Here is a 15,411-nt window from a genome sequence, read left to right as displayed (position 1 = left end):
GGGGGCGGCTCTTCGGTGCGGGGAGCGGTGCGGCCGGATGAGGCGGGGCGCCGGAGGCCGGCGCGGCGTGAGGGCCGGGTCAGTCGGTGCCGACGCGGCGGGCCGTACGGCCGGAGATCTGCACGCGGTCGACGCCGCCGTCGACGGGATCGCGGTGGAAGCGTCCGCCGGGTTCGCGCCTGCCGGTGGCCGGGTCGACCAGGTCGCAGGTCAGATCGGGGTAGCAGATCAGGGGCAGCGGCAGATCGCCGCCGATGGACAGCGCGGGCAGGCCGTCCGCGTCGAGGCTGATCCGGTACTCGGTCGTCCCGTTGCGGTAGGTCCCGGCGCATTCGGGGAAGGCGACGGGGCCGCCCCGGTCGAGGCGCGCGGGAGCGGTGGGCACCCGCATGCCGGTGAGCCGGGTGAGCGTGTCGGCCAGGTCCCGCCACAGGGCGGTGGCGCCGCCCGAGTTGCCGGTGAAGGCGACCACGACGCCGCTGCGCGGCTCCGCACGCAGATGGCAGGAGGTGCCCTGGGCGTTCCCGTCGTGGCCGCACCACCACCGGTCGTCCTGCTGGTAGAGGGCGGCTCCCAGCCCCCAGGCGTCCGCCAGCGGGCCGGCTTCGCTGCCCTGTTCCGCACGCCGCATCAGCGTGGCGACGGCGGCCGGGACGACGGCGGACCGTCCGGTCAACGCCTTGCCCAGAGCGGCGAGATCGCAGGCGCTCGCCAGAAGGGCGCCGGCCGGCGCCTCCACGGGGGCCAGGTTCTGGTGGGCCGGCCGCATGGCGCCCGTCGCCGTGTTCATGGCGTGTCCGGTGGCGGCCGGGCGGCCCGAGGCGCTCTCGCCGAGGAAGGCGGGTGTGGTGCCCAGCGGATCCAGGAGCAGGACGCGGACGGCTTCCTGCCAGCTCATGCCGGTCACGGCCTCGATCAGCCGCCCTGCCGCCACGTAACCGGCGTTGGAGTAGGAGAAGTCCGTCCCGGGCGCGAACAGCGCGTCCTCGGCGGTGCACACCGTCGACAGGTAGCGGGAGGCCGTCATGCCCGCCGCGGTGTCCGAGTCGGGACCGGTGGGCAGACCGGCCGTGTGGGAGAGAAGGTGACGCACGGTCACTTTGGGTATCTCCTCGAACTCCGGCAGGACGTCGGCGACGGCCTCGTCCAGGTCGAGGTCCTCGTCGTCGACCAGCAGCATGACCGTGGCGGCCGTGTACGTCTTGGTGACACTGCCCAGCGGCACGGCCGTGTCGGTCGTGAACGCGGTCCCGCGGACGGCGTCGGCGGTGCCGGTGTGCACGCTGACGACCTCCGTCCCGGTGTCGACGGCCAGGTGAGCGCCGGGCACCCGGTGGGTTCGCGCGAGGGTGTCGAGACTGTCCTGCAACGCCTGGGCCAAGAGGGACGGTCGCGGGGCTACGACTGAAGCGGCGGTGGGGTACGGCATGTGAAGGGGACTCCCGGTGACTGCGTTCCATGAACGTGACACGAGGGCCATGGGGATGAGCGGTACGGCCCTGCGCGTCGGTGCGGGTGTGCGTCCGTGCGTGTTTCCGTGCGTGTCTCCGTGCGTGTTCCGTGCGTGTCAGGGCCTTGCGACCTCGACCGGCAGGTGGCGTACGCCGACGATGACGGCCGGGTTCTGGAAGGTGACCTCGTCGTAGTCGGGGACACCCAGACTGGAGAAACGTTCAAGCAGCATCCGCAGCGCGATCCGCGCTTCCAGCCGGGCCAGGGGGGCGCCGAAGCAGAAGTGGATGCCGTGACCGAAGGTCAGGTGGGGATTGGGATCGCGGCCCGGATCGAAGACGTCCGGTGCCCCGAAGCGGGCGGGATCCCGGTTGGCGGCGCCCAGATGGGCCACCACCATCGTGCCCGCGGGGAGGTCGTGACCGCCGATCACCACGGGCCGCGTGGTGCGCCGGCCGAGCTCCGCGAAGGGGGGAAGCCAGCGCAGCACCTCCTCGATGGCGCCCGGCAGCCGGCCGGTGTCGGCGCGCAGCGAGCGGAGCGTGCCGGGGTGCCGGTCGAAGGTGACCACGGCGTTGCCCAGCAGAGCCGTGGTGGTGATGTGCCCGGCGACGAGCAGCAGGGCGACGAACCCGACGATCTCCTGGTCCTCCAGGCGGACCCCGTCCACCTCGGCGGCCACCAGTTTGCTGGTCAGATCGTCTCCGGGGTGCGCTCGGCAACGCCGGATATGGTCCAGGACGTAGCCGTTCATCTGCCGCACGGTGGGGGCGATGGCATTCAGGGCGCGTTCCAGGTCGGCCATGTCGGGCGCTTCGCCGAGTTCGTCACCGCTGAAGAGGGTGGCCGCCCACTCCTGGAAAAGCTTGTGATCGGCGGCCGGTATACCGAGCAGTTCGGCGATGACGATGATGGGCAACGGGTAGGCGAGCGTGTCGACCAGATCGAACCGGTCGCGGCCGGCGACGTCATCCAGCAACCGACCGCACACAGCTTCGATACGCGGCTCCAATCCCTTCACCACACGGGGAGTGAATGCCTGGCTCACGAGAGTCCGGAACTTGCGGTGCTCCGGCGGGTCCATCCCGACGAAATTGCCTTGCCGGAAGAGTTCGAAGTCCTCCTGGGTGGGCGCGACGGACGAGAAGTCGGAGGAGTACGTCCCGGGGTCCGAGAGAATCGCGGCCACCGTCCGGTAGTCCACCACCTGCCACGCGCCCTGCCGTTCGTCGTAATGAGCCGGCCCGAATGCGCGTAAGGACTGCCACTGTCCGCTCAGTCTTTCGAAGGGTAAGCGCTCCTGTGTCGGCGGGTTGCCAGTCACTTTTTCTCCTTCGTGCGGAACGCGGGGACAGCGCATCCACAAGCGGACCGGTCGACGGTGGGCCTCGGGGCGGACACAGGTCTCGGGTACGACCTGGTCACGCCCGGCGGCAGCAGATCTACGCGGGTAGCGAAGTGGCCAACGGCTCAGAGCGGCGAGCGGTTGGAATGTCGCTTGGAATGCCGCGTCAAGGACCCCGGAACCCGACGCCGCTCCGGCTGGCTCGAACAGCCGTTTGCCATGCGTCACCGAGTTCGGTCAGGCGCGTCAACAAATGCATCGCGGACCATTTCGGCCCCACGCCCGCCCCTGAACGAACGGCGGTACTCGTCGTGCGCACCTAGCCGACATCACACATCTCCAGTGAACGTGCCGCGCAGCAGTCGCACGGCAAATCGCCCTTGCCTTTACGCATGTCCGGCCCTGGGCCAGACGTTCGAGAACTCAACGAGGCCACGTATCCCCCCCGACAGGGCAGGGCAGGGCCATGCGCATATCGAGCACCTTCGACCCGGTCGAACTCGGCGACAGTCTTCACGGTGGGTCAACCGAGGGCAACCCCCTCCACTTGAACGGGGGGTATACCGGCAAGCCATCTCGCGGAGCTTGCCGACAGCCCGAACCGAACCCATCGACGATGGCCCTGGCCTGCTTCACCGTCCCCACGCGTGCCCCGGGACATGATGGCTAAACAGCCACACATGCAGAACCTGTAATTCCCCTTGAGCGCACAGAGCTCGTAACTCGCCTCACCTGCGCAGAGTTTGTCCGTCACGGCCGCACAAGTACGACAAGAAAAACCGGAACACCTGATTCGGAGGCGGCCCGCCGCCGGGGGACGCCGAGCGCGACCCCGGCGGCCGGCTTCCGCCACCACGGACACCCGGCCGGGTCCCGAGAGCGATTTCGGCCGAATCCCGCCGGGGAGCACACGGGGAGCGCGCGGGGCGCACTCCTCCTGCGCGTGCGCGGGTACGCGCCCTGAACGCCGCCCGTGCCGGGCGAATACGGGACCGCGTTCACCACACCTACCAGCCAGTTCACCAGATGGACGCCTTGGCACCGGCGCCGGGCGACATCGACGGTGGGCGCGGACCTCGCAGCCGGCGAGGCGCACCCTCCCCTGCCGTCGGCACCCGACGGCGTACGGCCGGCAGCGGGCCGCCGCCCAGAACGAGCCGACGGGGCCGGCGCGGCGGACCGGCCGGGTGCCGCATGCGGGGTGTTTTGACGGTCGGCCGGTGACGGCGACATCCGGCGCGGCCCAGGACAGGCGGGTGACGGGTCACCACTGTGGGGTTTCGGTCGCACCGGCCGGAAGTGGCGTCCGGGGCGGGAAGAAGATCGTCGGGGTTGCGGCCCACCGGGGCCGGTCGGGCGGACCGGGAGGTGGACGCTGCGCCGCGCCACCGGGCCGCTCACCCGCACGTCGCCGACCGGCCGCGCCAGGCCCAGGACGACCATGCCCACGCGTCGGCCCAGGCGGACCCTCGAACCGCGGCCCAGCCGGTCCCTAGGAACCGGCCCAGGCGGTCCCTACCGACCGGCCCAGGCGGTCCGCGTGTGCGGCGACCCTTGGCCTCACCAGCCCCGGCACACGCCCGGAGCGACAAGAGCGCTTTGTCGACATAGGAGTGTTTTCCGTTACGCGGGGGACTTGAGGCGCATGTCGTCAGCCACCGAACAGCCGCCGCCCGTCACCTCCCCGTCGGGCCTCAAGCGGGCTCTCACCACTCCCCTGCTCTACTTCTTCATCCTGGGGGACGTCCTGGGCGCCGGGGTGTACGTCCTGGTGGGACAGATCGCCGCCGACGCGGGCGGAGCCGTGTGGGTGCCCCTGCTCGTCGCGCTCCTGCTGGCGCTGCTGACCGCGGCGTCGTACGCGGAACTCGCGACGAAATACCCCAAGGCGGGCGGTGCCTCCCACTACGCGACCCGTGCGTTCGGTCCTTTCGCCGGATTCATCGCGGGTTTCTGCATGCTGGTGGCCGGCATCGTCTCGGTCGCCGCCCTCGCCCGTGGTTTCGGCGGTGACTATCTGTCGGCCTTCGTCACCCTGCCCGTGGGTGCCGTCGTCGTGGTCTTCCTCCTGCTGCTCGCTCTCGTGAACGCGCGAGGCATCAAGGAGTCGACCCGGGCGAACGTGGTCGCCACCGTCATCGAGGTCGGCGGACTGCTGATCATCGTGGCACTCGGTGCGTGGCTGCTGCTGCGGGGTGACGGCGACCCAGGGCGGCTGACCCGGCTGGGCACACCCGAGAAGGGCGCTGCCGCAGCCGTTCTGAGCGGATCGGTGCTCGCCTACTACTCCTTCGTCGGCTTCGAGACGTCCGTGAACGTCGCCGAGGAGACCCGTGATCCCAGGCGCTCGTACCCCCGTGCGCTCTTCGGTGCTCTCGTCACCGCCGGAGCCGTGTACGTGCTGGTCGGCCTCGCCGCGTCCGCGGCCGTACCGACCGACCGGCTGGCGGCGTCGAGCGGGCCCCTCCTTGAAGTCGTCAAGGAGGCGGGCGGGGTGCCTGCCCGCCTGTTCAGCGCGATCGCGCTCGTCGCCGTCGCCAACGGCGCCCTGCTCACCGGCATCATGTCCTCGCGTCTCGCCTTCGGCATGGCCCGTGACGGGCTGCTGCCCGCCCCGCTGACCCAGCTGCTGCCGGGCCGCCGCACGCCGTGGGTCGCCATCGCGACCACGACCGCCCTCTCCATCCTCCTGGCGCTCACCGGGAGCGTCGCCACCTTGGCGTCCACCCTGGTCCTGCTGCTGCTCGTGGTCTTCCTCCTGGTCAACGTCTCCGTCCTCGTCCTGCGACGCGACCCCGGCGAGGACGACCACTTCCGCGCCCCGACCGTACTGCCCGTCCTGGGTGCGGCCTCGTGCGTCGTGCTCGCCACCCAGATCGAGGCCCAGGTGTGGTGGCGGGGGCTGGTCGTGCTCGGAGTGGGCATCGCGCTGGCCGTGGTCTTCCGCGGCGCCGCAGGCCGACGGCGCGCCTGAGCACGCGTTGGGCCGCGTCACCGACGTCGGCTCCGAGCGCGACCGGACTGGGCGAGGACGGCACCGTGCTGCTTCCCTGTTTCGTCACCCGCCGGTGTGTGCGGGGCTGTCGCGGGGAGTTCCACAGTGATGCGCATCCCGCCGCCAGGGCGCGGGGTGAGGGTGAGTGTTCCCCCGTGTGCGTGGGTGATGGTCTTGACGATCGCCAGGCCGAGGCCGACTCCTGCGTGGTCGGCGTGTACGCGCTCGGTGCCGCGCTGGAATGGTTCGGTGAGGGTCGAGGCCCGTTCTGGAGGGAGTCTCTCGCCGGTGTTCTCGACAGTGAGCGCCACAGTCTCGGGGCGGACGCCGGTATTGACCCACACGGTGCCCTGTCCGGGCAGGTTGTGGACGATCGCGTTGTGCACGAGGTTCGTGGTCAGCTGCAGCAGGAGCGCCTGCGATCCGATCGTGGGGGTGATGCCGCCGGAGGTCTCGATGGTGACGCCGTGCTCTTCCGCGAGGGAGAGCAGCGTCTCGGTGGCCTCTTCCACGAGCAGGGACAGGTCGACAGGTTCTCGGCTGAAGGACCCCTGGCTGGCGCGGCCGAGCAGGAGCAGTGCTTCAGTGAGGTTGATGGCCCGGGTGTTGACGACGTGGAGGCGGTCGATGACTTCGCCGGTGTCGTGGTGCGGATCGGTACGTGCCACATCGAGAAGCGCCTTCGAGATCGCCAGCGGGGTGCGCAACTCGTGAGAGGCGTTGGCTGCGAATCTCTGCTGTTCGGCGACGTGCGCTTCGAGCCGGGCCAGCATCGCGTCGAAGGCGTCGGCGAGTTCGCGGAACTCGTCTCCGCGGCCCGGCAGCCGGATCCGGTGGGAGAGCGATCCGTTCGTGGCCATGCGTGTGGCGCCCGTGATGCGGGTCAGCGGGGCGAGAATCCGGCCGGCGAGGATCCACCCTCCCCCGAGGCCGAACACCAGCAGGATTGCCGACACGGCGGCCGCCCTCGGAGCGAAAGCCCGCAGGAGGTTCGACCGGACGGGAAAGACACCACTGGTGAGGCCGTCAGTGGAACCGGGGACGATGAGCGCGCGGTCGGGGACGTAACGCAGGAGGAACACCCACACGGCCCCGAGCAGCAGGACGCCGGCGAGCATGAGGAAGCCGGCGTAACTGAGGGTGAGTTTGAGGCGAACGCTCATCCCGGGTGCCCTATCCACGCTCACCTGCCTCGCGCCTGGCCTCCGGTTGCGTGCCGATGCGGTAGCCGGCGCCCGGCACGGTGGCGATGATCCAGGGTTCGCCGAGGCGCTTGCGCAGCGCCGAGACGGTGATGCGCACGGCGTTGGTGAACGGGTCGGCGTTCTCGTCCCACGCGCGTTCCAGGAGCTCTTCGGCGCTGACGACACCGCCTTCGGCGGCGACGAGCACTTCGAGCACGGCGAACTGCTTCCTGGTCAGCGCGACGTAGCGGCCGTCGCGGTGGACCTCTCTGCGGAACGGGTCCAGGCGAAGACCCGCGATCTCCCGCACGGGCGGCCTGTTGTGCGCACGTCTGCGGTCGAGTGCCCTGAGCCTGAGCGCGAGTTCCCGGAGTTCGAAGGGTTTCGTGAGGTAGTCGTCGGCGCCGAGTTCGAACCCGGAGGCCTTGTCGTCGAGACGGTCGGCCGCGGTGAGCATGAGGATCGGCATGCCGCTGCCAGAAGCGACGACACGTCGGGCGATCTCGTCACCGGACGGTCCGGGAATGTCCCGGTCGAGGACGGCGATGTCGTAGGTGTTGGTGCCCAGCAGTTCCAGAGCGGTGTCGCCGTCGCCCGCGATGTCGGCCGCGATCGCTTCCAGGCGCAGGCCGTCGCGGATGGCTTCTGCCAGGTACGGTTCGTCCTCGACGATCAGCACACGCATGCTGTCGATGCTACGAGCCGGCGCATATGGCCGACGTATCGAAAAACGCATACGTGCCGGCAACACCGCACTGCCTTGACTGGCAGCATGGCTCAAGCCCCACCATCAGCACGGACAACGACCAGCCGGAATCAACGGCTTCATGCCATCGGCCTGACAGCGGTCATCGCAGCGATCACCGCAGCGATCACCGCAGCCGTCGGCTGCCAGTCGCAGAACTCCTCGGACTCCTCGGCAGCACCGCCCGTCACGCCCTCCTCGGCCGCACCACTCCCGGACTCCCCTTCGGCCCCGTCACCGCATGCTCATCGGGGTGAGCACCGTGGTGCGTCTGGCGAGGCGGTCGGTGCCGTTCCCGACGGCGTGACCGTCTTCGACGACGGGATTCCGGCTGTGGCCCATCTCGATCCGGATCTGCTCAGGGCCCTCCGCCGGGCCGCGACGGATGCCGCGGAGGACGGAGCCGAGTTCTACGTGAACAGCGGCTGGCGTTCCCCGGAGTACCAGAATCAGCTTCTTCGCGAGGCGGTCTCCACGTACGGGTCCGAAGACCAGGCCGCCCGATGGGTGGCCACCGCGACGACGTCGCCTCACGTGTCGGGGGACGCGGTCGACATCGGGCGCTCCGATGCGACGGCGTGGCTGTCCCGGCACGGTGCCGAGTACGGGCTGTGCCAGATCTACCGGAACGAACCCTGGCACTACGAACTGCGCACGGATGCGATGGATCGTGGTTGCCCGCGTATGTATGCCGACCCCGCTCAGGACCCGAGGATGCGGCGGTGACCGGCCGGGAGCGAGGACAGACGACGGCACAGGCGGACGCGGCGAGGACCGGGCAGGACGACGCCGGCCCCTGGGACACCGGCCCAGGTACCTGGCGCGCGGGCATCCGCCGGGTGATCCGCTTGGCCTCCCGGCCGGGTCCCTGGCAGCGGGGCCCGGTACTCGCGGCGCTGGCGCTGCTGTTGGGCCTGCTCATGCTGCTGCACGCGAAGATCCCGAACCGGATCGGGAACCTCGGCAGCCTGGCGGAGACCGTCCTGCCGTGGTTCGGCCTGTTCATCCCGGTGCTGCTGGCCGGTGCGCTGTGGCGCCGCTCCGCCTCCGCGACGGTCGCGCTGCTGCTGCCGGTCTCGGTGTGGCTGGCCCTCTTCGGCGGAGTGCTCAGTGACAAGTCCCAGCCGGACAGCGACCTCACCGTGGCCAGCCACAACGTCGGCGCCGACAACCCCGACCCGGCCGGCACCGCCCGCGACCTGGCCACCTCCGGTGCGGACGTGCTGGCCCTGGAGGAAATCACCCCGCAGGCGAAGCCGACGTACGAGAAGGAACTGGCGAAGGCGTACCCCCACCACACGGTGCGGGGCACGGTCGGACTGTGGAGCAAGCTTCCGCTGTCGGACACCCGGCCGGTCGACATCGAGACGGACCACGGGCCGCTGGCGGACACCAAACCGGTCGCCGTCACGATGACCTACAACCGGGCGCTGCGCACCACGGTGGCCACGGACCAGGGTCCGCTGGCGGTGTATGTGGCCCACTTGGGGTCCGCAAGGGTGAATCCCCGGGCGGGCTTCTGGACGGACACACGGGACAGAAACGCGCGGGCACTCGGCAAGGCCGTCACCGCCGAGCAGAACGAGCGAGTGGTGCTGCTCGGCGACCTGAACGGCACCCTGGACGACCGCGCGTTCGCCGGCCTCACCTCGCAGCTGCGCTCGGCCCAGGACGCGGCCGGGAATGGCTTCGGCTTCAGCTGGCCGGCGAAGTTCCCGGTGGTGCGGATCGACCACGTCCTGGTCCGTGGCGTGAACCCGCAGAGTTCGTGGTCGCTGCCGGCCACGGGCAGCGACCACCTGCCGGTGGCGGCCGGAATCAGCTGGTGACGCACCTTCCACGCGGACCGGCTCGTCCTCGCGCGCACCCAGCCCGTCCGGCCGGCCCGCCAGGCCGCCTTCGCGTCGCTGCCGCAGAGCGTCATCGAGGCGCAGCTGCTCGGCACCTGCGCCCGCGCACAGATCCCGAACCGCTGGGACCACACGGTCACCGCGGTCACCACGGTTCTCCCGGTTCTCCCGGTGTCGTGGTGCTCTCGCACGACGCCGGGGGCGGCCGCACTCACACCTCCGAACGTGCCCACGTCACCGCCACGGTCACCACCCCGGCCCCGGGGGAACACACGATCGAGGTCCCCTGCCTCATCTCCGTGGACGGCATCGGCTCCGCCGTCCGCAAGCACGCGGGCATCGCTCCGGACGGTGCCACCAGCACGCGTGCCTTCGTCATCTCCGACGCCATCGACGACCCGGCCCAACCGCTGCCCTGCGCACGGCGCATCAGCGTCCTCCTCACGCCGGCACACTCGGCACCCGCTGCTCGCCTCGCCGGCCTTGCGGGGTGGAGGCAGTCGCGGGACCATGCACCCACCGGCCGCCGCGCGCGCCCTCTCATCTCGTCACAGAAGACGGCGCAGGCCTCCCAGCCCGGTGAGCCGAGTGAGGACTCGGCCCATGAACCGCGCCGACAAGGGGAGAAGCATGGCGCCTTACGTTCTTCTGAAGTCCATCAAGTGCCACGAGACGACCTCCGGAACAGGTGCGGACGACGTCATTGTCTGGTTCGAAGGCGAGCAGATGTTCCGCTCGGAGATGAAGGGCGGGCGCCATCGGAACATCAACCAGCTCAGGAACTTCACCAGCCCGGCGAAGGTCTGGGTGAACGAAGTCGACGCGGACACGGATGACCTCATCGGCTCCTTCCATGTCACCAGTGCTCAGATCGGCCATGGCGAGCAGGTGGAGACGATGACGGGCGACGGTTCGCACTACGACCTCTGGTACGAGGTCGGAGGAAGCCCCTGAGCCGGGATCCACGCCCTCGTCGGATCACCCGGCGAGGGCTTCGCACCGCCCGCGGCCGTTGTCGAGCGCGTCTTCTCGCCAGTCCGCTGCGGACGGAACGGTGCGGTGACGTGCGGTGATGCCGGGATGGTCCGTCGGGTCGCGAGCACTGTCAGTGGTGGGTGGCAGCATCGGACGTATGACGGACACCACAGCATTCGACTGGCGGTCCTTCCTGCTCCGATGGAGTGGGGAGTGGGCAGATTCCCTGTCGGATGGTGAGGCGCGGAGCGAGGGCGACGAGGCCGCCCGGCGGGCGCGGTGGCTGGGGTTCCCGCCCGCGTCCGAGGAGCGGATCGCAGCCATGGAGGAGCGTCTGGGCCGACGGATGCCCCCGTCGTACCGGGAGTTCCTCAGGGTCAGCGACGGGTGGCGGCACGCGGGTGAGTTCGTATGGCTGCTGGCGGGGACCGAGAACGCGCACTGGCACAACAACGAGTCGGGACTCGCGGACGTGTTCGAGGAGTACCTGGACGAGGACGCCGGGCCCGAGGAGCGGCGGGAGGCGGACATCTGGCGGCGCGGGCTGCAGGTCGACGTCGAGTCCGACATCACCCACGTCCTCCTGGATCCCGAGGACGTGGACGAGGACGGTGAGTGGGCCGTGTACACGTGGGCGAGCTGGCGCGCCGCGCCTCCCGAACGGCACGCGAACTTTCTTGAGTTCATGCGGGACATGCACCGGGAGTTCCACAGCCTGCGGGCGCACCGGAGCGACGGAGAGCCGGTGTTCGCCAACGACACGACGCGAAAGCTGGACGCCCTGGTGGAAGAGGCGCGGCTGGAGGCGCTGCGCGGCGGCTGGGAGCGGGCCGTCAAGGCGCTGGACGAGGCCAAGGAGTACGGCAGACCGCGGGCCGCCGGGCTGGGCGACCAGATACGCCGCCTGCTCGGACAGACCTACATGGTGTACTTCGACGGACTGGTGACGGACCCGCGGTACGCCCCCGAGCTGCTGCCACCGCTGGTCGCCGAACACGCGGAGCACTCGCACCGGGACGACTCCACGCTGACGTTCCATCTGCGGGGCGCCGACGACGACCTGGTGTCACTGGCTTACGCGACGCTGGACGAGGTGAGGAACGGCCGGTACCGGTACACCGCGTCAGGACCGTTCGGGGAGGCGGTCGAGCGGGCGCGGGAGCTGGCGCGGTGGGGAGACACCGACGAGGCGTGGCGGACGCTGAAGGACGCTGTGCCCCTGTGGGACCCGTTGGGACCGGACCACCTGGTGCCGCTGGGGTGGGTGGCCGACCCCGTGCTCGGGCCGCTGCTGACACCGGAGCGGGGCCGCGAGCTGCTGTCCACTCCAAGGGGCGGGCAGGCGAGTGAGACGCCGAGGCCGGCGGCCGGGCTCGATCCGGGCGGCTTGGCATGGCTTGCGGAGCCGGACCCGGGCAACAATCGAACGTCCTACCGTTTCGTCCTGGTGGAGGGAGTGGAGCCGAAGGAGCTGCCCGGACGTCTGGCGGACGGGGACAGGGACGGGGACGGGGACGGCACCGTGCTGAACGAACCCATGACCTTCTGGGAGGCGCGCCACAGATCGCTGCGCAACCGAAGAGAGTTCTCGTCCTACGACGACAAGGCCCTCATGGCGGTCGGCCGGGCCGGCACCGGTTGGAGCTTCGCCTTCGACGGCGATCCGGCCCCGTTCGACCAGCGGCGGTTCGTCTCCCCGGCCGCGGCCGCCAGCGAACGTACTCGCGCGGTGGTGGTGTGGAGCGGTCTGAGGGCAGGGCACGGCGAACAGTTCTTCCACCTGTCGGTGGCGGAGGGCGGTGTCGAGCAGTTCGCATTCACGTACGCGGGCGGAGAGGTCCGGTCAAGCGGGGAGATACCACGGGTGCTGGATCCGAGCCGGTTCTTCGGTGACCTGACGGACGACGTCGCGACGGAACGGTCGCTGCTGGAAGCGGTGGCCGGGGAGTTCGGTGCCTGTCTGCCGCGTCATGCCATCGTGAACGGGCGGCTGCACACGTTCGCCACCCGCTCGTGGACGCGGCCGCCCGGGGACGGAGAGACGTACACGGTGATCCGGATCCATTGAGGAACCGCGCCACGCCTGGCGAACGGCAAGCGGCGAACGGCGAACGGGCGGGGCAACGGCGGGCCGGGAAGCATGCAGAGACCGGCCAGGCCACGCAGCATTCTGACGCGACAGCCACCGACGGCACGATCGTGGGGAAGGGCTGCCCGTGTCCGCGTGAAGGTCCTGGGCGAGGCCGTCGGCACCCGGAACGCGGTCAACGGCGAGGCGGCCCGCGAGGGCCGCCGTACCGGGTCCGCAACGGGGCTGAGGGGAGGTACCGGGCGTGCGAGGCAGGCCCGTCGGGCGAGCAGGTGACGCACAGGCGGCGGCCCGGTGTGACGGCGACGCTGCAGTCACTGTCCGAGACTTCACCGGCCAAGCCGCCCGCACGCCCGCACGCACGCCCGCCCGCACGCCCGCCCTGCCGTCATCCCAAGCGGACCCTGGCCGTCTCCGGCAGATCCAGATGCTCGCCCCGGAACCGCGTCCGCAGCGCGCGGTCATGCGTGACCAGGACGAGGGCGCCCGGGTAGTCGGCCAGCGCCGCCTCCAGTTCCTCGACCAGCGCCGGGGACAGGTGGTTCGTCGGCTCGTCGAGCAGCAGGAGGTCGACGGGCTGCGACACCAGCCGGGCCAGGTCCACGCGGCGGCGCTGACCGTACGACAGGTCGCCGATGCGCAGCCGGAGCTCCGCCGGGCGGAAGAGGCCGAGAGCCAGCAGAGCGTCCGCGTGCTCGTCGGCGGTGCCCACGCGGCCCAGCGCGAACGCCTCGGTCACCGTCAGGCCCGGCGGCCACGGCGTCTCGTCCTGGCACAGGTGGCCCACTCGGCCCGGCACCCGCACCGAGCCTTCGTCGGGCCGCAACTCACCTGCGAGCAGCTTCAACAGCGTGGTCTTGCCCGCGCCGTTGGGGCCGGTGACCAGCAGCCGTCCGGAGGTGCCGAGGGTGAGGGATTCCAGACGGAGGCGGTCTCCTACGCGTACGTCCGACAGCTGTACCGCGGGGAGCTCGGCCGCTGACGCGTCTGCGCCATCGCCCGCCGTCCCGATGCGCGCGGTGAAGGCCACCGGCTGCGGTGGCGGCGCCACCGGGTTCGCCGTCAGCCGGTCGGCCCGCTCCCGGGCGTTGCGGATACGGGCCATCGTGCCGTGTGCCCGGCCTCGGGCCCGGAAGCCGCCGTGGCCGAAGTTGGCGAGCGGGGCCTTGCGCGGGATGCTGCCGAGGCGGACGGCATGGCGGGCGGCCAGCCGCTCGTTGCGGGCCAGTTCGGCCCGCCACTCCTCGTACTCCTGGAGCCGGCGGCAGTGTTCCGCGGCCTTGGCGGTGCGGTAGCCGGCGTAGCCGTCTCCGTACCGGGTGACCTTTCCCGCCTCGGCCTCCAGGACCGTGGAGGTCAGGCGCTCCAGGAAGACGCGGTCGTGGGTGACCGCGAGCACCGTGCCGCGGTGGTCCCGCAACTGTGCCTCCAGCCACTCCACGGCCTGGTCGTCCAGGTCGTTCGTCGGCTCGTCCAGGAGCAGCAGCTCCGGGCGGCCGGCGAGGACGGCGGCCAGGGCCAGCCGGGAGCGCTCGCCGCCGGAGAGGGTGCCGAGTCGTCGCTCGCGGGGGAGGTCGGGCAGGCCCAGATGGTGCAGGGCGAGGTCGATACGGTGGTCGGCGTCGTAGCCACCGCGCACCTCGTAGCGTACGAGGAGGGCGGCGTACGCGGTGAGTGCGGCCGGGTCCGCGCTGTCGCCGAGGGCCTGCTCGGCCCGGCGCAGCTCCGCTTCCAGTACGCGCAGGTCCGCGAGGGCCAGGTCAACGGCGTCCTGGACGGTGGCGGTCGGGGGCAGGGGGATGGTCTGCGGCAGGTAACCGATGCCGTCGGTGGCTGTGACGGTCAACTCGCCGCTGTCCGGGCGTTCCTGACCCGCGATGAGCCGCAGGAGGGTGGACTTGCCAGAGCCGTTGTCACCGATGAGCCCGGCCTTCTCTCCCGGCTTGAGAGTGAACGAGACCTGGTCGAGGACGGTGCGGCCGAGATAGCCCTTGGTGACCTGGTGAAGGGTGAGTTGTGAGGTGCGCATGAGCGGGTCCCTCCTGGCCGCGGGCTTCGGCCCGGGCCGGATCGGGTGGATGAGAGGGCACGACGGGGTGCGGCGACGGCGGAGCGGTGCTCCACGCCGTCGGCACCGGCTTTCTCAGAGGGAACCCATGCGGAGAACGGTACGACATGACGGACGGCTTGGCAAGACGATACGTCTCGTTGCGGAACGGTTTGATGGTCCGTTGGGGCCTTGAGGCAGTTGGGGCCGAGCGGCATGGGAAGCCCAACGGCCTCCAGCCTCCGGTGACACCGCGCAGACCTTGCACTGAAGCGGGGCGGCTACCGCGCCCAGCCGGCGGTGTCATGAGAGCGGGCGGGGGCTGCCGCACTCCCGGCGGGGCGCGGACACGATGGCGGCGGCCTTCGCCGAGTTTCGAACGGCGACCGCGCGGTTGCCTGCGGACGTCAGCACTGTCGGCCAACCCGATGTCGGTGGGTACAGCCAGTACGGCTCGAAGCGCCCGCCGCCTGTTGTCGCCGCCGCCACCGCCACCGCAGGCGCCGTTACACCGTCGGACATGACTGGCTCACCGTCGTGCCACTCCCCCAGCCTGCGGGCAGCTGCTCGGCCGCATGATCGATCGGCGGGGCCTGTGTACGGTGCTGCTGTTCCGACGGCTGATCACCGCACATGGGTCGCGTCGGTCACCCCGCGAACATGGCGAGTACGGCAATCATGCCGACGCCCAGCCACTCCCGGCGCGAATGCCCGCGAACATCGCGGAGC

Annotated in this window: 10 protein-coding genes; 5 read left to right on the top strand and 5 right to left on the bottom strand. The window is 70.7% G+C overall.

Annotated features, from left to right (window positions below):
- Positions 1 to 79 precede the first annotated feature (79 nt).
- Both ACWD0J_RS02735 and ACWD0J_RS02730 read right to left on the bottom strand, forming a co-directional pair.
- On the bottom strand, positions 80 to 1,429 hold the full coding sequence (locus ACWD0J_RS02735) for a serine hydrolase domain-containing protein (RefSeq protein WP_451493905.1): 1,350 nt from the start codon (positions 1,427 to 1,429) through the stop codon (positions 80 to 82).
- 138 nt (positions 1,430 to 1,567) lie between these two features.
- Positions 1,568 to 2,812: a cytochrome P450 gene (locus ACWD0J_RS02730; protein ID WP_451493904.1), complete on the bottom strand. Its 1,245-nt coding sequence runs from the start codon at positions 2,810 to 2,812 to the stop codon at positions 1,568 to 1,570.
- Between the two features lie 1,630 nt (positions 2,813 to 4,442).
- Here ACWD0J_RS02730 and ACWD0J_RS02725 point away from each other — a divergent pair.
- Positions 4,443 to 5,771, top strand: coding sequence for an APC family permease (locus ACWD0J_RS02725; protein ID WP_451493903.1), 1,329 nt, complete (start codon positions 4,443 to 4,445; stop codon positions 5,769 to 5,771).
- 17 nt (positions 5,772 to 5,788) lie between these two features.
- Here ACWD0J_RS02725 and ACWD0J_RS02720 read toward each other — a convergent pair whose 3' ends face one another.
- Together ACWD0J_RS02720 and ACWD0J_RS02715 are read right to left on the bottom strand one after the other, a co-directional pair.
- Complete coding sequence (locus ACWD0J_RS02720; RefSeq protein ID WP_451493902.1) at positions 5,789 to 6,973, bottom strand: sensor histidine kinase; 1,185 nt, start codon at positions 6,971 to 6,973, stop codon at positions 5,789 to 5,791.
- Positions 6,966 to 7,661: a response regulator transcription factor gene (locus ACWD0J_RS02715; RefSeq protein WP_451493901.1), complete on the bottom strand. Its 696-nt coding sequence runs from the start codon at positions 7,659 to 7,661 to the stop codon at positions 6,966 to 6,968. The genes ACWD0J_RS02720 and ACWD0J_RS02715 overlap by 8 nt, the downstream gene beginning before the upstream one ends.
- A gap of 87 nt (positions 7,662 to 7,748) precedes the next feature.
- On the opposite strand from ACWD0J_RS02715, the gene ACWD0J_RS02710 reads away from it, so the two are divergent.
- The 4 genes from ACWD0J_RS02710 (at position 7,749) to ACWD0J_RS02695 (ending at position 12,614) form a co-directional block, all read left to right on the top strand.
- Positions 7,749 to 8,447, top strand: a complete 699-nt coding sequence (locus tag ACWD0J_RS02710; protein WP_451493900.1) for a M15 family metallopeptidase — start codon at positions 7,749 to 7,751, stop codon at positions 8,445 to 8,447.
- On the top strand, positions 8,444 to 9,550 hold the full coding sequence (locus tag ACWD0J_RS02705) for an endonuclease/exonuclease/phosphatase family protein (RefSeq protein ID WP_451493899.1): 1,107 nt from the start codon (positions 8,444 to 8,446) through the stop codon (positions 9,548 to 9,550). The genes ACWD0J_RS02710 and ACWD0J_RS02705 overlap by 4 nt, the downstream gene beginning before the upstream one ends.
- Positions 9,551 to 10,174: 624 nt before the next feature.
- Entirely contained in the window at positions 10,175 to 10,525 is a 351-nt protein-coding gene (locus ACWD0J_RS02700; protein ID WP_451493898.1) for a hypothetical protein, read from the top strand.
- Between the two features lie 178 nt (positions 10,526 to 10,703).
- The gene (locus tag ACWD0J_RS02695) at positions 10,704 to 12,614 is read left to right on the top strand and encodes an SMI1/KNR4 family protein (protein ID WP_451493897.1); all 1,911 of its coding nucleotides are present in this window, start codon (positions 10,704 to 10,706) and stop codon (positions 12,612 to 12,614) included.
- A 409-nt stretch (positions 12,615 to 13,023) separates the two neighbouring features.
- Here ACWD0J_RS02695 and ACWD0J_RS02690 read toward each other — a convergent pair whose 3' ends face one another.
- Positions 13,024 to 14,664: a TlrC/CarA/OleB/SrmB family ABC-F type ribosomal protection protein gene (locus tag ACWD0J_RS02690; RefSeq protein ID WP_451493896.1), complete on the bottom strand. Its 1,641-nt coding sequence runs from the start codon at positions 14,662 to 14,664 to the stop codon at positions 13,024 to 13,026.
- Positions 14,665 to 15,411 lie beyond the last annotated feature (747 nt).

The organism is Streptomyces sp. NPDC003011 (genome assembly GCF_053591515.1).
The sequence above is the reverse complement of the archived record's forward strand: the minus strand, read 5'-3'. Positions and strand labels throughout refer to the sequence as shown.

Bases quoted from the DNA above. Each gene is read 5' to 3' on its own strand.
- ACWD0J_RS02730 (WP_451493904.1), bottom strand. From the start codon at position 2,812: ATGCGCTGTCCCCGCGTTCCGCACGAAGGAGAAAAAGTGACTGGCAAC.
- ACWD0J_RS02695 (WP_451493897.1), top strand. From the start codon at position 10,704: ATGACGGACACCACAGCATTCGACTGGCGGTCCTTCCTGCTCCGATGG.
- ACWD0J_RS02735 (WP_451493905.1), bottom strand. From the start codon at position 1,429: ATGCCGTACCCCACCGCCGCTTCAGTCGTAGCCCCGCGACCGTCCCTC.
- ACWD0J_RS02710 (WP_451493900.1), top strand. From the start codon at position 7,749: ATGGCTCAAGCCCCACCATCAGCACGGACAACGACCAGCCGGAATCAA.
- ACWD0J_RS02700 (WP_451493898.1), top strand. From the start codon at position 10,175: ATGAACCGCGCCGACAAGGGGAGAAGCATGGCGCCTTACGTTCTTCTG.
- ACWD0J_RS02690 (WP_451493896.1), bottom strand. From the start codon at position 14,664: ATGCGCACCTCACAACTCACCCTTCACCAGGTCACCAAGGGCTATCTC.
- ACWD0J_RS02725 (WP_451493903.1), top strand. From the start codon at position 4,443: ATGTCGTCAGCCACCGAACAGCCGCCGCCCGTCACCTCCCCGTCGGGC.
- ACWD0J_RS02715 (WP_451493901.1), bottom strand. From the start codon at position 7,661: ATGCGTGTGCTGATCGTCGAGGACGAACCGTACCTGGCAGAAGCCATC.